The sequence below is a fragment of the Sphingobium agrisoli genome (genome assembly GCF_041877245.1).
Classification (GTDB): domain Bacteria; phylum Pseudomonadota; class Alphaproteobacteria; order Sphingomonadales; family Sphingomonadaceae; genus Sphingobium.
Window position 1 is genome coordinate 71,772 of sequence record NZ_JBHDJI010000009.1, and the last position, 19,686, is coordinate 91,457.

At 65.8% G+C, this 19,686-nt stretch carries 17 protein-coding genes; 8 read left to right on the plus strand and 9 right to left on the minus strand.

Annotation, left to right across the window (positions count from 1 at the left end; translation table 11 throughout):
- Positions 1 to 53 precede the first annotated feature (53 nt).
- From ACETPF_RS15010 to ACETPF_RS15035, 6 genes are read left to right on the plus strand one after another with little or no spacing between them, the layout of a single operon-like run.
- Positions 54 to 1,355, plus strand: coding sequence for a metal-dependent hydrolase family protein (locus ACETPF_RS15010; protein ID WP_373935356.1), 1,302 nt, complete (start codon positions 54 to 56; stop codon positions 1,353 to 1,355).
- A gap of 28 nt (positions 1,356 to 1,383) precedes the next feature.
- On the plus strand, positions 1,384 to 2,709 hold the full coding sequence (locus ACETPF_RS15015; protein ID WP_373935357.1) for a cytochrome P450: 1,326 nt from the start codon (positions 1,384 to 1,386) through the stop codon (positions 2,707 to 2,709).
- A 31-nt stretch (positions 2,710 to 2,740) separates the two neighbouring features.
- On the plus strand, positions 2,741 to 3,097 hold the full coding sequence (locus tag ACETPF_RS15020) for a nuclear transport factor 2 family protein (RefSeq protein WP_373935358.1): 357 nt from the start codon (positions 2,741 to 2,743) through the stop codon (positions 3,095 to 3,097).
- Complete coding sequence (locus tag ACETPF_RS15025; RefSeq protein ID WP_373935359.1) at positions 3,090 to 5,231, plus strand: GMC oxidoreductase; 2,142 nt, start codon at positions 3,090 to 3,092, stop codon at positions 5,229 to 5,231. Before ACETPF_RS15020 ends, ACETPF_RS15025 begins: the two co-directional genes overlap by 8 nt.
- The gene (locus tag ACETPF_RS15030) at positions 5,228 to 5,743 is read left to right on the plus strand and encodes a VOC family protein (protein WP_373935360.1); all 516 of its coding nucleotides are present in this window, start codon (positions 5,228 to 5,230) and stop codon (positions 5,741 to 5,743) included. Before ACETPF_RS15025 ends, ACETPF_RS15030 begins: the two co-directional genes overlap by 4 nt.
- Positions 5,744 to 5,778: 35 nt before the next feature.
- Positions 5,779 to 6,345, plus strand: coding sequence for a hypothetical protein (locus tag ACETPF_RS15035; protein WP_373935361.1), 567 nt, complete (start codon positions 5,779 to 5,781; stop codon positions 6,343 to 6,345).
- Positions 6,346 to 6,384: 39 nt separating this feature from the next.
- On the opposite strand, the gene ACETPF_RS15040 is transcribed toward ACETPF_RS15035, so the two are convergent.
- The 6 genes from ACETPF_RS15040 to ACETPF_RS15065 form a co-directional block, all read right to left on the minus strand.
- Positions 6,385 to 6,864 (minus strand): nuclear transport factor 2 family protein, encoded by a 480-nt coding sequence (locus ACETPF_RS15040; RefSeq protein WP_373935362.1) that lies wholly within the window; start codon positions 6,862 to 6,864, stop codon positions 6,385 to 6,387.
- A gap of 26 nt (positions 6,865 to 6,890) precedes the next feature.
- Complete coding sequence (locus tag ACETPF_RS15045) at positions 6,891 to 7,331, minus strand: Zn-ribbon domain-containing OB-fold protein (RefSeq protein ID WP_373935363.1); 441 nt, start codon at positions 7,329 to 7,331, stop codon at positions 6,891 to 6,893.
- A gap of 1 nt (position 7,332) precedes the next feature.
- On the minus strand, positions 7,333 to 8,454 hold the full coding sequence (locus ACETPF_RS15050; protein ID WP_373935364.1) for a thiolase C-terminal domain-containing protein: 1,122 nt from the start codon (positions 8,452 to 8,454) through the stop codon (positions 7,333 to 7,335).
- 328 nt (positions 8,455 to 8,782) lie between these two features.
- Entirely contained in the window at positions 8,783 to 9,817 is a 1,035-nt protein-coding gene (locus tag ACETPF_RS15055; RefSeq protein ID WP_373935365.1) for a zinc-dependent alcohol dehydrogenase family protein, read from the minus strand.
- Positions 9,814 to 11,925: a 3-hydroxyacyl-CoA dehydrogenase NAD-binding domain-containing protein gene (locus tag ACETPF_RS15060; protein ID WP_373935366.1), complete on the minus strand. Its 2,112-nt coding sequence runs from the start codon at positions 11,923 to 11,925 to the stop codon at positions 9,814 to 9,816. The genes ACETPF_RS15055 and ACETPF_RS15060 overlap by 4 nt, the downstream gene beginning before the upstream one ends.
- Before the next feature lie 116 nt (positions 11,926 to 12,041).
- The gene (locus ACETPF_RS15065) at positions 12,042 to 12,836 is read right to left on the minus strand and encodes an SDR family oxidoreductase (RefSeq protein ID WP_373935367.1); all 795 of its coding nucleotides are present in this window, start codon (positions 12,834 to 12,836) and stop codon (positions 12,042 to 12,044) included.
- 271 nt (positions 12,837 to 13,107) lie between these two features.
- Between ACETPF_RS15065 and ACETPF_RS15070 the strand changes: the two genes are divergently transcribed.
- Positions 13,108 to 13,893, plus strand: a complete 786-nt coding sequence (locus tag ACETPF_RS15070) for an SDR family oxidoreductase (protein WP_373935368.1) — start codon at positions 13,108 to 13,110, stop codon at positions 13,891 to 13,893.
- A 183-nt stretch (positions 13,894 to 14,076) separates the two neighbouring features.
- Here the strand turns inward: ACETPF_RS15070 and ACETPF_RS15075 are convergent, their stop codons facing one another.
- The 3 genes from ACETPF_RS15075 to ACETPF_RS15085 all read right to left on the minus strand — a co-directional run bounded on the left by ACETPF_RS15075 (position 14,077) and on the right by ACETPF_RS15085 (position 17,819).
- Positions 14,077 to 14,874 (minus strand): SDR family NAD(P)-dependent oxidoreductase, encoded by a 798-nt coding sequence (locus ACETPF_RS15075; protein WP_373935369.1) that lies wholly within the window; start codon positions 14,872 to 14,874, stop codon positions 14,077 to 14,079.
- Between the two features lie 64 nt (positions 14,875 to 14,938).
- Positions 14,939 to 15,934: a DUF2889 domain-containing protein gene (locus ACETPF_RS15080; protein ID WP_373935370.1), complete on the minus strand. Its 996-nt coding sequence runs from the start codon at positions 15,932 to 15,934 to the stop codon at positions 14,939 to 14,941.
- A 157-nt stretch (positions 15,935 to 16,091) separates the two neighbouring features.
- Positions 16,092 to 17,819: an N-acyl-D-amino-acid deacylase family protein gene (locus ACETPF_RS15085; RefSeq protein ID WP_373935371.1), complete on the minus strand. Its 1,728-nt coding sequence runs from the start codon at positions 17,817 to 17,819 to the stop codon at positions 16,092 to 16,094.
- Between the two features lie 158 nt (positions 17,820 to 17,977).
- On the opposite strand from ACETPF_RS15085, the gene ACETPF_RS15090 reads away from it, so the two are divergent.
- Positions 17,978 to 19,648 carry a GMC family oxidoreductase gene (locus ACETPF_RS15090; protein WP_373935372.1) on the plus strand — a complete coding sequence of 557 codons (1,671 nt, stop codon included), beginning with the start codon at positions 17,978 to 17,980 and terminating at the stop codon, positions 19,646 to 19,648.
- Positions 19,649 to 19,686: the final 38 nt, after the last annotated feature.

Here is a 19,686-nt window from a genome sequence, read left to right on the forward strand (position 1 = left end):
GTCTCGTGATCATGGGATGCGTCCGCCTGAGAGGCGCATGAAAGGGAGCAGGGATGGCACGCCTGATTCTGGCCAATGGCGCGCTGCTCGATGGCGAGAGCGGCCCGCGCCAAGCCACGGTGATCGTCGAAGGCGATCGCTTTGCCGAGGTGGCTGACGCAGCCGGGCCGCCGATCACGCCCCGCCCCGGCGACCGGGTGATCGATCTGGGCGGGCGGACCGTGATGCCGGGCATGGTCCTGGGGCACTATCACGCGAGCTATTTCAACATAGGGGCCTCGCTGCGTCCCTTCGGCCTGGAGGCGCCGCCTGCGTTGCAGGCAATCCGCGCGGTGAAGAATTTTCGCACGACGCTGGACTGCGGTTTTACCGGGGTGATCAGTGCCGGTGCGCCCAATGGCATTGATCCGGCGCTGAAAGCCGCGGTGGCGGAGGGCAATGCCGTGGGGCCGCGGATCATGACCTGCGGCCGAGATGTCAGCACCACCGGTCACTTCAACGATTTGTCCTATCCGTCCTACCTGCAGATCGGCGCGTCGGGGGCGATGGTCTGCTGCGACGGGCCGGAGGGGTTCCGGCGCGCGGTGCGGCAGGAAATGAAGGATGGGGCGGAGATCATAAAAATCTTCGCCACGGGCGGGCACGGCGTGCCGATCTCCGGCCAGCAGACCGAGATCACGCCCGAGGAGCTGGACATGGCCATCCGCACCGCAAGGGAGCGCGGCGGCAAGGTACGGGCGCATCTGGCCAACCGTGATGCGATTCTCTGCGCCATCGAGTTGGGCCTGCACATCGTGGATCATGGCGACGGTTTCGACGATGCCTGCATCGAGGCCAGCGTCCGCCACGGCACCTTCCTGACGCCCAGCCTGCACTTTGCGAAGACGATCATCCAGATGGCTCCCGGCACGGATTATGCTGAGGCGATGCGGGCGGATTACGACGCGATGCTGGCGGTTCTGGGCAAGGCCAATGCCGCGGGCGTGGGGCTGCTGCTGGGCGACGACTATGGCGCCACCGGCCTGGATCACGGCTCCTATGGCCGCGAGTTCCGCCTGTATGTCGAGGAGGCCGGCATCCCCGCGCTCGACGTGATCCGCTGGGCTACTGTGCATGGCGCGGCGGCAATGGGGCTTGAAAATGAGTGCGGCCGGGTCCGGGCCGGGATGCTCGCGGATTTCCTGGTGGTGGACGGAGACCCGCTGACCGACCTCGATCTGCTGGCCGACCCCGGCCGCCTGCTGGCCATCTTCAAGGGCGGGGTGGCACATAAGGATCAGCTCGACCAGTTGGCCACGGGCGGTGAAGATGCCGGCCGGGCCTCAACCCATTCCGCCGGAGCCGGCGCGCGGTAGCGCCGGGCCTGCCAGGGAGGATTGCCGCGTGGAGACTCAAACCGATCGCGCCGATGCGAAGCCGGCCGTGATGTACTTCGACCATAACTCGCCCGATTATGCCCGCGACCGGTTTCGCTGGTACGAGGATATCCGGGCGCGTCACGGCCCGGTTGCCTGGTCGCCCAATTATGGCGGGTTCTGGATCGTCATCGGTCGTCAGGAGCTGGTGGAAGCGGCGAAGGACTGGGAAACCTTCTCCTCCTACGGGCCGGTCGAGGGGGACGGCGCCGCGGCTGAAGGCGGATGCCCGGTGAAGGCGAATGGTCTGTTCCTTCCGCCCCGGCCCAGACAGGTTTCCCTGCTGGAAGAAGACCCGCCCGCGTGGAATGCGCCACGTCGCGCCCTGAACCCTCTGTTTCTGCCCGGTCCGGTGAGCCTGTGGCGAGATCGCATCCAGACGATCGTCGATGCCGCCATCGACCAGGTGATCGAGACGGGGCGGGTCGATTTCACGCCGGACATCGCGGAAACGGTATCCACCGTGTTCAGTCTTGAGCTGGTCGGCGTCGAGCCTGCCGATCCAAAGGCCTTGGCGCACGCGATGAACACAACCTCGCATCTTGCCGCCGACGACCCGGAATGGGCGCCAGCCGCTGCGATAATCGCGCAGGAGGCCGCGCGGATCGCCGCCGTGGTGGGAATGCCGGTGTCGTCATCCGAACCCGACGGGCGGCAGACGGTCATCGCCACTTTGCGCGCCGCCCGCGATGCCGGTGCAGACCTGTCGGATGCCAAGATTACCGAGTTGGCGATGCTGGTGCTGGGGGCCGGATTTGACACCACGGCCTCCGTGGTCGGCACCAGCCTGATGATGATCTCGCAGGATGCGGCCTTGCGTCAGTCGCTGATCGACCGCCCGGACAGCATCAGCGCGGCCTTTGAGGAGTTCCTGCGGCTGTCGGCCCCGACCTCCGGGCTGACGCGCACCGCGATGCGCGATACCGAACTGGGCGGTCGCAAGATCCGCAAGGGCGACCGGGTGATGCTCTGCTATGCCGCCGCCAATCGCGACGCGCGAGAGTTTCCCGAACCGGATCATTTCCGGCTGGGCCGCCGCTCGAACCGGCATGTTGCATTCGGTTCCGGCCTGCACCGCTGCCTAGGCGCGCATTATGCCCAGTTGGAGTTCGAGATCATCATTTCCACCATCCTGCGGCGGATGCCGGATTTTCGCATCGATGCGGATCGGGCGTACAAGTACGACAACATCGGCCTGGTCGACGGTTGGGTGTCGTTGCCGGCCGGCTTCACGCCGGGGGCGCGGGTCGGCGCCGTCGTGCCCGGCATCGGCCCGTCGGCGAACACACACTGAAATTGCGGACAGACAAGGAGCAGAGCAGCCCATGGTGACCAAGGAGCACATACAAGCCGTCATGGAGGAATATTGTCGCAGCCAATCCGCACGCGACAAGCCGGCCTGGCTGGCCTTGTTCGATCCGGCGATTATTCACGAGGATCCCGTGGGCGGCACCAACACCAATGTCGGGCTGGAGCAGATCGCGAACTTCTGGGAGCGTTTTCCACCCAACCTGAAGGTGGAGCTGACGCGGCCGATCATTGCACGGGGCAACGAGGCGATCGTTTTCATGCGGGCCGAACTGGACGGACCCAACGGGCGGATCGTCACCGAGCCGATCATCGACAACGTGTGGTTTAACGACGACGGCAAGATCACGCGGGTCCGCGCCTTCTATGACTGACACGGGCGAGACGCCTGTGGTGGCCGATGTACTGGTGATCGGCGCCGGCGCGGGGGGCGGCGCTGCGGCCCGGCGCCTCCAGGCGGGTGGCTTGCATGTGGTCGCCCTGGAGCAGGGGCGCTGGTTCGACCGGTCGGAGTTTCGCGGCGGTGAATGGGATTGGGAGCTGGCCGCCGGAAAGGAATGGTCGGCGCTGGTAAACGTCCGCCGCGGCCAGCATGATTATCCGATCGACGATGCCGGATCGGATATGCAGATCCTGAACTTCAACGGCGTCGGTGGCGGCACGATCCTGTACAATGCGATCTGGCCCCGGCTGCTGCCGGAGAACTTCCGCGAGCGTTCCCTGTATGGCGTTGCCGCGGATTGGCCGCTCGATTACGACGAACTGCGGCCGTGGTATGACGCCACCGACCGAGAAATGGGCGTGTCGGGCCTGGGGGGCAATCCGGCCTATCCGGAGGGGATCGACTATCCCAGCCCGCCGGTCGATTTCGGTCCGGGGGCGATGCGCGTGGCCCGCGCGATCAGCGCACGCGGATGGCACTGGTGGCCCGATGCGGTGGCGATCAATTCCGTCAGCTATGGCGGGCGTCATGCCTGCATCCAGCGGGGGACGTGCGCAACGGGCTGCGGCGAGGGTGCCAAGGCCAGCGTCGATGCCACGCACTGGCGCGGTTTTGTGGCAGAGGGCGGCACGCTCGTCACCGGCGCGCGGGTGCGCTGCATCACCCATGACGATGCGGGTCTCGCCAGCGGCGCACTCTGGATTGACGAGGATGGGCAGGACCATTTCCAGCCGGCCCGCACCGTGCTGGTGGCGGCCAACGGCATCGGCACACCGCGCCTGTTGCTGAACTCTGCCACCGAACGCTTTCCCAATGGCTTGGCCAACAGCTCCGATCTGGTCGGCCGCAACCTGATGCTGCACCCGGTCGCGCTGGTCAGCGGTACATTCGAGGAGCAGCTCGACAGTTGGCAGGGCCAGTATGGCTCAACCGTACAATGCCTTGAATTCGGCCTGCATGATGCTCGGCGCGGTTTCTACGGCGGATGCAAATGGTCGCTTCATCCGGCGGGCAGCGGCCCGTTGCAGGAGGCGCTCAAGCAATTGGCACGAAACGATCCCGGCACATTCCATGACCGGTTCGGCCGCGGTTTCGGGCATACGCTGGCGTGGTCGGTGATTGCAGAGGATATGCCGGAGCCGGGCAACCGCGTCACCCTGTCGAGCGACATCGTTGATTCAGCGGGCATCCCCGCGCCGCGCATCACCTACCGCACCAGCGAGGACAGCCTGGCCAACCTGACCTGGAACACGGAACGGGCCGCCGATGTGTTCCGGGCCGCGGGGGCATGGTCGGTCGATGTCTATAACCCGGGCGGGATGAATGCCCATCTGATGGGGACCGCCCGCATGGGGAATGACCCTGCCTCCTCGGTCGTGAACCGTTGGGGCTTCTGCCATGACGTGCCGAATCTGGGTGTGATCGACGGCAGCGTGTTCGTCACCTCCGGCCCGGTGAACCCGACCTCCACGATCATGGCGCTCGCCGCGCGCACCGCCGAGTATCTCGTGCACAATTTCGACGGGATCGCAGCGCCACGTGCGACAAAGACGGTGGTGCCGGTGCTGCGCGCGCCCGCTCCTGTCGCGCCGGAACCGGATGCGACGGTGCAACCCTGGACAGGGGCACTGGCCGCACGCTTTGCCGAACTCGGGGATCGGCTGATACCGCCGTGCGGTGATCTGCCGGGGGCGGGCACGCTCGTCGTCGAGCGCGGCCTGATCGGGAAGGTTCACGACCGGCGGCCCGATCTGCACCCGGGCCTGACCCGCGCGCTGGATCATCCGGTCGAGCGGTTCGCGGAACTGATGACCGACGACCCGGCAGCGTGGACGGCGATGACCACGCTGCTGGCGGCGGCCTATTATCTCGATCCCGAGGTGCGGCGACAGATCGGTTATCCGGGCCAGGAGCCAAGGCCACAGACCCCCAGCCGCTTCCCGGCCTATGTTGAGGAAGGCCTGCTCGACGGCGTCAGCGAGCCGGGCTGGCGCGAGCGATGGCGCAGGGCCAGGCGATCGCCGACGCCTGACCCCAACCGTCAGCATTACGGAGCACCGCGATGAATCTAGGACCGCACCACCGGCACGCCTTCCAATTCGGATATGTCACCAGCGACCTCGCCGCCGCGCAGGCGCAGATTGCCCGCCTCTACGGAGTTGGCGCATGGGTGTCGTTCCCGGTCGATCGTGAGGTGATCTATCGGGGGCAACCCGCACGCTTCACGATCGATGTGGCTCTGGCCAATTTCGGCGACCGGCAGATCGAACTGATCGTGCCCCATGGCGGCTCCAGGGACTTTTATCTCGACGGCATCGACCTCGATCGCCAACTCATGCATTTTCACCATATCGCCATGCTGGTGGTGGGGCCTGAAAGCGAATGGCACACGCTAAAGCGCGAACTCGCCGATGCGGGCAGGCCGTTCACCTTGTACAGTGACGAGGACACGATCATCAACTTCGGCTATCTTGATACGCGGGCCGAATGGGGCCACTACACCGAATATCACTGGCGGCACCCGGAGGGTGAGGCGAGCTTTCGCGAAATGGCGGAGGCCAGCGTCCGGCCCGCCTGACGTCCACCCGCCGCCCGATCTGTTGGAGAGTGAACGTGAACAAGATCGCCGACTTCAAGGGCCGTATGCTCAACCATGCCGAGGCCGTATATCGCCCCGGCGAACGCGAGCTGGCAATCGACGTGGCCCGCGCCCTGGGCTGCGAGGTGACCGACACCGGCTTCCGCAGCGAACCGAACAGCCCGACGTTTCTGGCCGTCCACCCGGATGCGGACGATCGCAACGGGGCCAATAACGTCATCTATGTCTCGCAAATGACGCCGGAGCACCAGGCCATCTCCAAGCGGCTGGACGAGCTGATGCAGAGCGATGCGGCGTTGCGCGACAGCGTGCACGCATATCAGGAAAAGGCGGTGCGCAATCCGATGGGCCTGCCGCATTTCGGCCTGCGCTATCGCTCCTTCGCCGAGGTGGAGGAGGTGGCCCGCCGGGTCGCCGCGCTTGCCCCGCGGTTGCAGGGCCGGCTGCTCAATTTCGACCTGTTCAAGCTGAAGGGCGACAGCGAACCGGCGGTGACGCAGAGCTTTCTGTACCAGGACGTGATCCTGGCCGGGCCGTCGCCGTTGGGCCAATTGATCGAGTTGCAGAGCCACCGCCAGTAACAGGCGGTGCGGCAGGCCGGACCGGCCGGGGCAACCGCTTCAGGTCCTTCCGGTATCCACCACCGCCACCGCGGCCAGTTGTGGCGACAGGAAACGCGAGGCCGCGACGATATATTCGACAAAGACCTCTCGTTCGCGGAACAGCCATTGTTCGCCCGCACGGACCAACTGATCAACATAGCGCCCCGAATGGTCGAGGCCCAGTTCGGTCATTACATGAAAATAGGTTTCGGCCGTTGCCGTGTCGCCATCGACCGAGATGCGGCTGAGCGACAGGGAATGGCGCTGGAATATCTGTCCACCGCACGCCCGCCGCTTCAGCCCGGCCGTCCTGAGCGTTGTCGCGATCCCGTCCGGCCCCCGCAGGGGTGGGCCGTTCGGGACCACAAGTTGCCCATCGGCGACGAAGCAGCCGCCGACAAGCTCATACTGGGCCGTATCGACCCCATGGGCATAGCGCGCCATGACATCCTGAATGGCCGCACGGTCGGCCAGTGCCCGGCATTGGCATGATGTCATGCGCTATTCTCCCGAACGTCCGGCGATCAGACCTTGCGGAAGTTCGGCAGTACCCAGCCGTCATTGATGGGGGTCCATTCGACCGCCACCTTCATGCCGATGTGCACGTCCTCTGCATCGCAGCCGGTGACGTTGGCAATCAGGCGGGCGCCGGGTGCCCCATCCAGCGCAACCACCACCGGGACATAGACAAAGGGCTCGCCGGTCGCCGGGTTGCGGTTGCAGATGGCGTAGCTGAACACCTCGCCGGTGCCGGGCAGCGTGGGCCACTGCGTTTCGAAGCTGGAGCATTCCGGGCAGACCGGCGTCGGCGGCATGCGGTAATGGCCGCATTGCGCGCACTGGCAGACCGTCAGCCGGTGCTCCTTGGCGGCCTGCCAGAACGGCTCGGTCGCGGTGTTGGTGGTGATGCTGATCTGGTCACCGGGAAGCAGATGTGCGGCCCCGTACGTGATCGTGTCGGTCATCTCAGGCGCTCCTCAGGATCAGGCTGGAAACGGGAAGCGGGGCCGGGCCGCCGCTGACCAGGGCAAATTCGCAATCGCGCACCTGGTTGATCGTGGTGCCGCGGATCTGCTCGACGGCTTCGGTAACGTGGGTCATGCCGATGATATAGGCTTCGTTGAGATTGCCGCCGTGCGTGTTGACCGGCGTCCCGCCGTTCACGCCCTTCCCGGTGGCCGGGTCGAAGCGCAGCTTGCCGGCCAAGGCATAATCGTTCGCCTCGCCCTTTTCGCAGAAGCCATAGTCTTCCAGTTGCAGCAGGACCATGGGCGTGAAATGGTCGTAGAGCAGCGCCACGTCCATGTCTTTGGCGGAAAGACCCGACTGTTCCCAGATGCGGTTGGCGGTGAAGCCATGTCCCGAACTGGCGAAATAGGGGTCCGGCATCCCGAACCAGGTAAAGGCGCGGCCCCATTCGCGCTGGGCGCCGTGTGCCACCGCGTGGACATAGGCCGGCTTCTGGCGGCAATCGCGGGCGCGGTCGGCGGTGGTGGTGATTACGGCGACGGCGCCATCGGTTTCCAGGCAGAAGTCCAGGCGCCGCAGTGGATCGGCCAGCATCGGCGAGGCAAGATAGTCTTCCTTCGTCAGCTCCTTGCGCCGAATGGCCTTGGGCCGGTTCAGGGCGTGGTTGCGGGTGGCGATGGCCACCTCGCCAAAGGCGTCCTGCGTGGTTCCGTACAGGTGCATATGCCGCCGCGCGAGAACACCGATCAGGTGTCCCGGTCCGACCAGGCCGCTGGGCTGCAGGAAGCTGTTTTCAGGATCCGGGGCCATCTTGCCGAATACGGAGCCGAGGCGCTGCTGGGGCAATTGCTGCAGGCCCATCACGGTGACGCAATATTTGCAATCCTCGTTCATCAGGGCCGCCGTGGCCAGGCCGATGGCGCCGACCGAACCGCCGCCGCCCGACGTGACCGACGCCGTGAACGAGATGTGGGGCATGCCCAGCATTTCCATCAGCGTGGCGGAATCGAACTTGCCGGTATAGCCCATGCCGGCACCGGAATAATACGCGATCCCATCGACATCCTTGATCGATATGCCCGCATCGGCGCACGCCTTCAGAATGGCTTCTGCCGCCATCTCGTAAACGGTCCGGGGATAGCTCTGGCCGCGCACATAGTAATCGGTGGCTCCGATACCCACGATTGCGGTTTTGTCCTGGTTTACCCAACCCATCGCATTGTCCTTCAGTCTTGCCGTCCCCTATCCCGTCACGGGCAGGGGATGGCCTCCCAACGCTCGCATAATAGGATTTCGGCTCGTCGATATTGCCGCCTCGCCCGATGGCAAGGCCCATGTCCTCTCCAAACCGCCCCACCGGCCAGATGCAGCCGGCGACGCTTGCGCCGTGGCAGCCTGTCCAGAACAGCGCCAGACCATGAAAGCCGGTGTTGACGGGTCTGTCAACTCAATTGAGCCGTGCCAGACCTCGGTCGATCGTGACCGCGATCTTGCCGAAAAACCTGCCGCTCTCCAGTTCCTCAAACGCCCGTGCCAGATCGTCGAGCGGGAAGACGCGGTCTACCACCGGCCGTAGCCGATTGACCTCGATTGCGCGCAGCATCGCCTCGAAGGTGTCGCGGTTGCCGGTCATGACGGGAACGATCGGCCGCTCCGCCTTGCTCTGCCGAGAGGGGACACCGCTCAGCAGGCCGACCGAGGCAATCACACCGTCCGCATCGAGCACGGCGGTTGCCTGCGCCAGTTCGGAGGTGCCGACGACATCGATCAGCAGGTCTCCGCCCCGGCCCGCCTCACGCCGGATGGCGGCGGCCCAGTCGGGGTCGCGCCTGTAGTTCACGCAGATGTCGGCGCCCAGCGCCCGCGCCCGCGCCAGCTTTGCGTCGGACGACGAGGTGATCGCGACCTGCGCGCCCGCTGCCTTGGCAAACTGCATCGCAGCGATGGAGACCCCGCCGGTGCCTTGCAGGATCACCAGGTCGCCGGGATGGATCGGACGGACAAGCGTCAGCGCGCTCCACGCGGTGATGCCGGCGCAGGGCAGGGTGGCCGCCTCAAGGTCGCCCAGGATGTCGGGGATGGCCACCAGGCTGTCCGCCGGAAACACGGCCAGCGACGCCGCTGTACCATCGACCGGACCGCCCAGATGCGCCTTGGTCAATGTCTCGAAGCCGCCGCTGATCCAGCCCAGGGCAAAGATCGGCGATACCCGCATGCCGGGCGTTACTCGATCAACCCCCGCGCCGACCGCCACCACCTCGCCGCACCCGCACGACAGGGGCACATAGACCGGCCGGTTTTCCATGTCCGGCAGGTATCCGCGCAACCCCAGCAGGTCGCGATAGTTGAGGCTGGCCGCCCGCATCCGCACCAGGGCCTCGCCCGGACCGGGCCGCGGCGGGGTGAAGTGTTCGATCCGTACACCGCCGATCCCGCCGCCGGGAGCGGCCTGCGCCCGCCGGGCAGGGCCGGCAGGGGTCACGCGTCGGCTCGGGCCAGGGCCGGGGTCTCGACAAAGTCCTTGAAGGCCTTGCCCTCCGCAATCAGGCGATCGATCAGTGGGGAGGGTTTGAACACCTCGCCATGCGCTGCCTCAAGTGCGAGCAGCTTGTCCCGGATCGCGGGCAGGCCCTGCAGATCGGCCCAGAACATCGGGCCACCGCGATAGCGCGGCCAGCCATAGCCTGCCAGCCACACGACATCGATGTCCGAAGCGGTACGAGCGATACCCTCGTCCAGGATGCGCGCGCCTTCGTTCACCATTGCCAGCAGAATACGATCGGCAATCTCGTCGTCCGCGATGACCCGCTGGGCAACGCCCTGACGCGCGGCGAAATCCGTAATCAGTTGCATCACCAGTGGCGAGGGGGTCGGGGTGCGGTTCGCGTCGTAATCATAATAGCCGGCGCCGGACTTCTGACCGTGGCGGCCCATCTCGTTCAGTATCTCGCGCACGGTCGATGATGTCGACGTGGCCGGGTTCCAGCCCACGTCCACTCCGGCCAGATCGCGCATCTGGAACTGTCCCATGGGGAAGCCGAAGTCGTACAGCACCTGGTCGATGGCCCAGGGTGTAGCGCCTTCGAGCACCAACTGGTCGGCCTGGGTGCTGCGGGCGAACAGCATGCGGTTGCCGACAAATCCGAAGGCGTTGCCGACAGTGACGCCCAGCTTCCCGATCCGCTTCACCACGTTCATGGCCGCCGCCAGGACCGCCGGGGCCGTTTGCGGCGTGCGCACCACTTCGACCAGCTTCATGATATTGGCGGGGGAGAAGAAATGCAGGCCCAGCACATGATCGGGCCGGCTGGTGACGCTGCCGATCGCGGAGATGTCGAGATAGCTGGTGTTGGAGGCCAGAATGGCACCCGGCTTCGCGGCGGCGTCCAGCTTGCGGAACACCTCGTGCTTGACCTCCATCAGCTCGAATACCGCCTCGATGATCAGGTCGGCCGTGCCGACGTCGGCAAAGTCGAGCGTGCCCGAGAGCAGGGCCATGCGCTTGTCGAACTCGGCCTGCTTGAGCCGGCCCTTGCTGACTGCGCCGGCATAGTTGGCCCGGATCGCGCCGATCCCCCGGTCAAGCGCGGCCTGGCTGGTTTCGACCAGCAGGACCGGCATTCCGGCGGCCAGGAAGTTCATCGCAATACCGCCGCCCATGGTGCCCGCACCAATGATGGCGACCGATTCCACTGTCGGCAGCGGCAGGCCCGCAGGCACCCCGCGCAGCTTTGCGGCCTCGCGCTCGGCAAAGAACACATGGCGCAGGGCGGCTGACTGGCTGTCCGAAACCAGACCTTCGAACAGCGCCCGTTCACGCGTCAGGGCCTCGTCGAACGGCAGATCGGAAACGGCGATCTCGATGCACTGGATATTGGCCTCGGGCGCCTTGAATCCCCGGAACTTCTTGGCGTTGGCCTTGCGGAACTCGGCAAACAGCGCGGGATTGGCGCGGGCTTCCGCCAGCTTGTCGGTCATGTCGCGGACCTTGACCAGCGGCAGCCCGTCATCGACCACGTGGCGCGCGAAGGCGATAGCCTCGGCACGCAGGCCGTCTTCTGCGGTCAGGGCATTGACTAGGCCGGTGGCAAGCGCTTCCGCCGCCCCGATCTGGGTGCCGTTGGTCACCATCTCGAGTGCCTTGGGAACGCCGACCAGACGCGGCAGCCGCTGGGTCCCGCCGGCACCGGGCAGGATGCCCAGGTTGACCTCCGGCAAGCCAAAGCGGGCGGACGGCACCGCCACGCGGTAATGCGTGACCATGGCCACTTCCAGACCGCCGCCCAGCGCCGTACCATGGATCGCGGCGATCACCGGCTTGTCCGAATTCTCGATCACCAGTTGCAGGTTGCGCAGGGTGGGTTCCACCGGCGGCTTGCCCAGTTCGGTGATGTCGGCGCCGGCGAAGAAGGTCTTGCCCTGGCAGATCACGACGATGGCATCGACCTGCGCGTCATCCTGCGCCTGGCGGATGGCCTGCGCCAGCCCCTGGCGGACGGCCGCGGACAGGGCATTCACCGGCGGGCTGTCGATGGTGACGACGGCGACCCGGTTCTCGATCTCGCACGTGGTCACGGCGTTGATCTGCATCTTGGACATGGGTTTCCCTTCAGAATGCCGGACGCGCCGGGACTGTCGGCCGGGGCGGTGTGACCTCGCCCCGGCTGACATGGCTTCGACCCGGCGCTAACCTCGGATCGGCTGATTTACTTCGGTGGCATCCGAATGCCGCCGTCTATGCGGACCAATTGGCCGTTGAAGTAGCTGTTGCGAACCAGTTCGAGCACCAGGCTGGCAAACTCCTCCGGGTGGCCAAGCCGCTTCGGAAAGGGTACGGACTTGCCGAGGCCGTCGAACACGGCTTCGTTGATTTCCTTGACCTTGAGCATGGGCGGCGTTGCGAAGATGCCGGGCAGGACCGCGTTGACGCGGATTCCTGCATCCATCAGGTCGCGGGCCATCGGCAGCACCATCGCGTTTACAGCGCCCTTGCCGCCGCCATAGGCCACCTGGCCAATCTGGCCATCCTGCGAGGCCGCGGACGAGGTGAAGATCAGGCAGCCCCGCTCGCCGTCATCGTTCAGCGCGGGGGAATTGGCCATGCCCAACGCGGCGATCGAGGCCACGCGGTAGGTGGCCGTGAAAATGCCGTCGGCGGCCTTGGCGATCTGTTCGGTGGCCGTGCGCTTGTAGCAGTTGTTGGCCTTGTCCCAGCTCAGCGTCTTGCCGGAGCCGGTGACGACCGCGCAGTGGACAAGAACCCGTTCCTGCCCGTGGGCGGCGCGCGCCTTGGCAAAGCCCGCCTCGACGCTGGCTTCGTCAAGGATATTGACGTTGCAGAAGACGCCGCCGATCTCGCTGGCCAGTGCCTCGCCAGCCTCTTCGCTGATGTCGAAAATGGCAACCTTGACGCCGGCAGCGGCCAGCGCCTGGGCGGTTGCACGGCCGAGGCCGGACGCCCCGCCCGTCACGATTGCAGACAGGCCCTCGTCGATCTTCATTGTTTTCACCCTCTTGTGCAGCGAATCGATGACTGGCGCTCCCGTGGCGGATTCAGCGAAGCAACGCCTGTGTCAAAGACCACCTGTGTCGAATCTCCCGCCCGCACTGACCGCAGCCGCCAGTGGGTCGGCGCGGCGACCATAGTCAAAGCTTGACACCAATGTCAATTTTGCGCTTGAAGCGGTGCGCGATGTACCTGCACGGCAGGGGCAGTTTTTCGCGCGGCGACCCGGCACGGCCGGATCGGTGTCGCGCACATGGGAGAGTGACATGGCGTTCAAGATTGAATCCTATCGTGTCGATGGCAAGGTGGCGATCGTCACCGGGGCCGGCGGACGTGGCAATAGTATCGGCCGTGCCTATGCCCTGGGCCTGGCCGGCGCCGGGGCCGCTGTGGTCGTGGCGGACCTAAACGGCGAGGGCGCGAAAAAGGTCGCGGACGAGATCGTCGCGTCCGGGGGCAAGGCGATTGCGGTGCAGGTCGATATTACCGATCGCGACTCGGTGGCGGCGATGGCGGCCCAGGCGAAGGCCGAATTCGGTGGGGTGGATATCCTGGTGAACAACGCCGCACTGATGACCGAACTGTCCTACGAACCGCTGATTTCCACGTCGATCGATACCTGGAACCGTACCCTGGACGTGAACGTCACCGGCGCGCTGAACTGCGCTCAGGCGGTGGTGCCGTTGATGGTGGAGCGCGGCGGCGGCAAGATCGTGAACCAGGTGTCGGGCGGCGCCTATCCGCCCAAGACACTGTACGGCATCAGCAAGATCGCGCTTGTCGGTCTTACCACTACGCTCGCCTATGAGTTGGGTCGGCAGGGCATCAACGTCAACGCCATTGCTCCGGGCAACACCAATTCGGATGCCGGGGCTTCGCTCACGCCGGTCGGCTCGCCGTTCCGTACGATGCTGGAGAACACTGTGGCGATGCGCGTGCAGGGGGAGCCGGACGAGCTGGTCGGTGCGCTGCTGCTGCTGTGCTCGCCTGCGGGCGACTGGATCACGGGCCAGACCCTGAAGGTCGATGGCGGCTGGATCGTCGCTCCCTGACATCAACCGGTCGGCACATCGTGATCGCCAAACACGTGAGGTGAAGAGGCGATAGCGCGGTCCCCCAGATTGAGGTGGATAATGACATGGACCCGGTCGGCGACTGCATCGTCGACCGGGTCCATGTCATTCGCGGGACGTTAGCCGTTGATTGTTGAGGGCGCAGGGCGGTCCGCTGGCGACTCAGGCGTCCTTTGGTACGCCGGGGCCGGGCTCACCGCCGTCGATCTGCAGGATCTGGCCGGCCATAGAACGTCCCCCGGCCGACGCCAGAAAGACCATGCCCGCGGCAATCTCCTCCGCCTCTACGATGCGGCGCAGCGGGATGTCGGCCTTGAGTCCTTCCACGTAGGCCGGGTTCCTGCGCATTGTTTCCTCCATGGCCGCCGACCGGGTCAGGCCGGGGGCCACGCCGTTGACCCGCACGTTGAACGGCGCAAGCTCGGCTCCCAGCGCGCGAACCAGAAAGTTCAGGCCAGCCTTCGACACACCATAGGGCAGCACGCCGTAGGACGGCCGCACCCCGCTCGCAGATGTGGTGACCAGGATAACGCCGTCGCGCCGCGCCTTCATTGCAACGGCGGCATGGTTCATCATCGCCGCGTTGTGGACGATGTTGACGTTCATCAGCCTGGCATATTCGCTCGCATCGCTTTTGGCGGCCGGGCCGTAGGTGTTGCTCAAGGCGGCTGCGTTGCACACCAGCACGTCGATCTGGCCCAGCAGGTCCGCCGCCGCGTCGTAGGTCTGCAGCGATTGCGGCAGGTCGGCCAGGTCCGCGGCCATGCCGAACGCGGCCTCCCGGCCGACCCGCGCATTGATCTCGTCCGCCACGGCCTTGACGGCGTCGAGCGTCCGGCTGGTCAGGACAATGGTGGCGCCGTGATCAACAAAGGCATTGGCGATGGCATAGCCGATGCCCTTGGTGGCCCCGGTGATGAATGCGCGTTTTCCGGTCAGGTCGAACAGCTTGCCCGTCATTCTCACTCTCCAGTTGTTTTCTTGTGTCAGTCGGCGCTTACGCCTTGTTCCACTGGCGTCCCGTTCACGCCAGTGACCGGGCCAGGGTTGGAATGTCGGCCAGCGACCGTGCCACGTCGTTGAGGTGCGTGCAGCCGAGCGTGCCGACGAGTTCCGTCAAAACCACATCGCGAAAGTCCGCGACCGGCTTGCCGACCAGCCGGCCGATATGGAGCGTGGCACCCGGACATTCGGCATAGGGCAGGATATGGGGTATGGCCTTGATCGCGATCAGCGCCCCGCTGGCCGCATCTAGGTCCGCAAACACACGATATTCATGCACGGCGATGCGGCTGCCCGTCGGCAGGACGGCGCTATCCTGAAAATATACGTCGGCCTTCAGCAGCGATCCTTCGCGCCACAGGTCGAGGCGCCGCGCACGGCGGTGGGCCGGGCCGTCCGGCTGTACCAGCCGATGCCAGCTCAGCGGGTCGGCCGGGTCCGGCAGATTATCCACCGGAGTGCTGGACTGGATGGCGGTATTGATCCGGCCGTCGTCGCCGTGCGAACTCGCGCCGGTGGCAAAGCCGGTGCAGATATTGTCCATGTCCTCGTTGGAAGGTCCGACGCCTTTGCCCTGATCGGCCCAGTCCGGGGTCCATTTCGACCAGGCCCATGGCGCGACCAGGCTGGCCCCGGCAAAATCGTCCAGCAATTGGTACAGCAGTGTTCCGCGGGCGTCCGGTAGCACTTCGACCAGCCGGGCGCGGCTGGCGCCCCCCGCCCGCGTGCCGATCATGTCGCTGGCGCGGTCCAGCGGCGGGACAGTTTCGAGCGCCAGTATCTCGCGACGCGGCGAGCATTGCAGCAGGAACTCCGCTTCATCCACGACCTGTGGCGCCCCCTGGGCGGGGGTGAGCAGATCGCGTCCGCGCCCGGTCATCAACCAGGCGGCACCCTGGCCATCGGGCCAGTGCGAGTCGAGGGTGGTGGTGCGGCGGATCGATCCCGGGCGGCGCGGGGGCGGCAGGCCCGCAGGCTGGCGGGCGATCGGAAACTGCTGGGGCCGGGAGTCAGACATGCGCTCTCCTCAGATGAGGCGGACGGCGTGGCCCGCGCCGTTATCGTCGGGCAGACGATCGTGCCGGGGCCTTGGGCAGGGCCAACGGCGGATGGTGGGCGACGGTGATGGGGCCAGCGTGTCGGCGCGGCGGTTGGCCGCCGCGCCGACAGTGCCGTCAATCGACCAGCGCGGGTTCGCGCACAGCGGCGGGCTTGGCCTTTTCGCCACGCACCAGGCGACCGGGCAGGGCGCCGGTCGACTGGCCCTCGCGATAGGTGACCGCGCCGCTGACGATCGTGGCGACATAGCCTTCCGAATCCTGCGTCAGGCGCTTGCCGCCGGCCGGAAGATTGGCCTTGATCACCGGGCGGTGCAGCTTGATGCGCTGCATGTCGATCACGTTGACATCGGCCTTGTACCCGGGGGCCAGCACGCCGCGATCCAGCAATCCGACCGACTCCGCAGGAACGCTGGTGAGCGACTGGATCGCCCGCGGCAGGGTGACGCCCAGATTACCCACGCGCTGCGCCAGCATATATGTGGTGAAGGCCGCGTCACAGATCATGCCGTAATGCGCACCGCCATCGCCCAGCGCCGGGACGGTGCGGGGCTGGCCGAACAGGCCGGCGGTCGCCGTCAGGTAGCTGTTGAGGTCGGCGGAATAGCGGCACAGGATCGCATGGCCATCATCCTGGAGCAGGGCATCGTAGATGACCTCGTTCAGCGGACGCCCTTCGCGCTCGGCACGCAGCGTCAGGTTGTCCTTGTCGCCGAAATGATAGTTCGCGGTCTCGTCCATGTAGAACAGCGTGCCCTGGATCTGGACCGTTTCCACAAAGCCGGGATTGGGATCTTCGGGCTTTTCGGACAGGATCCGTGCGCGCACCTCGGGATCGCGCATCCGCTCGACCCGCTCGGCCAGCGGCAGTGCGGCCAGCGGGCGATAGCTGGGATTGAGGCAGAACGGATGGAAGCTGAGGTCAAGGCCGAACAGCATCCCGATGGGCCGGGCCATGAACTGGCCCCGGATGTCGAGCCCCTTCTCAACCAGCCGATCGACACCGTCGACATAGCCCTGCCAGTTGTTTTTGAACGGAATCAGGCTGTAGTTGATGGGGCGGCCCGATGCCTCGGCGATATCGCCGATGATCTTGACCTCGGTTTCCGGATCGCCGTGCAGATAGGGGATCATCTGGAACACGCCGCTGCCGGCGTCCGCCAGGCCGCGCGCCAGTTCGACCAGTTCGCGCTCGTGCACGCCCACCGACGGCGCCAACTGGCCCGAACGGAAGCGGTGGAACAGGTTGCGCGACGTCGACACGCCAAGCGCGCCGGCGCGGATCGCTTCGGTGACCAGAGCGCGCATCCGGGCCAGATCCTCGTCGGTCGCCGGCTCGATATTGGCGCCTCTTTCGCCCATGACATAAACGCGCAGCGGGCTGTGCGGCAGTTGCGTCGCGAAATCGATGTCGGCCTGACGCTTGTCGAGCGCGTTGAGATAGTCCGGGAAAGTTTCCCAGTTCCACGGCACGCCTTCGGTCATGACGACCTCGGGAACGTCCTCCACCCCTTCCATCAGCTTGATTACCAGCTCGTGATCGGTGCTGCGGGCCGGGGCAAAGCCGACGCCGCAATTGCCCATGACGACCGTGGTAACGCCGTGATTGGACGACGGGGACAAGGTGTTTTCCCAGGTGATCTGCCCATCATAATGCGTATGCACGTCGACGAAGCCGGGTGTGACATGGCAGCCCGCGGCGTCGATCTCCTCGCGCCCCCGGCCATCGACCCGACCCACCGCCGCGATCAATCCGTCCTTGATGGCCACGTCTGCGGCAAAAGGCTCTCCGCCCTGTCCGTCAACCACAGTTCCGCCCCGGATCACCAGGTCATATTCAGCCATCACCGTCTCCTCGAAATCTACAAGGTCACCACTGCACTGCCTGTCCAGCCTGACCGGACCACCGCTGCAAGATGACTTGGGGTCCAACTAGGACATTCCTTGACAGTTCCGTCAATACACTGGATTGACAGGGCAGGCAAGCAGGAGAGGACAGCCGGGTGGGCACATCAACGAGCGACACGCTCGAGGCCGATTATGTAATCGTAGGGGCCGGATCTGCCGGTTGCGTCCTGGCGAACAGGCTCAGCGCGGACCCCAAGACGAAGGTCATCGTGATTGAGGCCGGCGGCGATGACCGCCTGCTGACCGAACCGACCAGGTTCATGAACAAGCTGATGATCCGCATTCCGGCGGGCTTTACCTATGCCTCGAACGATCCGACGCTGGACTGGGGCTATGTCAGCGAACCCGACGTTCACGCCGCGAATCGCACCTTCGCCCTGACTCGGGGCCGCGTGCTCGGCGGCTCCTCGGCGATCAACGGCATGATTTATGTGCGCGGCCTGCCGCAAGACTATGATGGCTGGCGCCAACTGGGCTGCGAAGGCTGGTCGTGGTCCGATGTGCTGCCCTATTTCCGGGCGTCGGAGCGGATGGAGAGTGGCGCAACCGAATGGCGCGGTGGCGACGGGCCGCTGGCCGTGCGCGAGTCGAATATGCACCATCCGATGACCGAGCGCCTGCGGGCCGCCTTCATCGAGGCGGGGATTCCGCCGACCGACGACATCAGTTCGGGCGACCACGAAGGCGTGAGCTATATCCAGGGCACGATCGCGCGGGGGCGCCGTCAGTCCTGCGCCGTCGCCTATCTGCACCCGGTGCGAAATCGCCCCAACCTGACCATCCTGACCCATGTGCTGGCGCGCAGGGTGATTATCGAGAACGGCGAGGCGACCGGGGTAGAGATCGAGCAGGGCGGCCAGATCAAGCAGCTTCGTGCCCGCGGCGAGGTGATCCTGGCCGGTGGTGCATTCAACAGTCCGCACTTGCTGCAGTTGTCCGGCATCGGCAACCCGGACCTGCTCGGCGCCAACGGTATCGCGGTGGTCCATGCCGCGCCGGAGGTCGGCGAGAATATGCAGGATCACTACATCGTGCAGTTGCGCGCCACGCTCAAGCCCGGCTCGCCGAGCCTGAACGCGCGGTCGCGCGGGCTGGGGCTGGCCAGGTCGATCCTCGAATACGGCCTGTTCGGACGCGGCCTGCTGGCAGGCCCGGCGGCGCATCTGACCGCCGTGGCGCGGACCCGGCCGTCGCTCGACATGGCCGATTACCAGATGTTCAGCAGCCCGGCGAGCACCGACGTGGTGCGCACAATGGCCGCCGGCCACACCATCCTTGACCAGGAGCCGGGGGTGACGATCGGCGGCCATCCAGCCCGGCCCCGATCGCTCGGCCATGTGCGGATACGCTCGGCCGATCCCCGGCAGCACCCGGCGATCACGACCAACTATCTGTCCGATCCCTACGACCAGCAGACGACCATTGCGGGCCTTCGGCTGGCCAGTCGGATTTTGGCGCAACCGGCGATCGCGGATTGTATCTTGCGGCCGACGCGCCCGGCCTACGAAGCCATGAGCGACGACGAGATCCTCGATCATGCGCGGCAGACCGGCGGTTCGATCTATCATTATGTCGGGACCTGCCGGATGGGGGCGGACTCTGCCCCGGTGACGCCGCGGCTGGCGGTGCGCGGGGTGGGCCGCTTGCGGGTGGTCGATGCCTCCGTCATGCCGCGGATCATTTCGGGCAACACCAATGGCGCGGTGGTGATGATCGCGGAAAAGGCTGCGGCCATGATCATCGAGGATGGGCGCCAGCGGGCCTGAGCTGGATGGCTTTACGGCACTTCAGCCGGGTTGGTGGA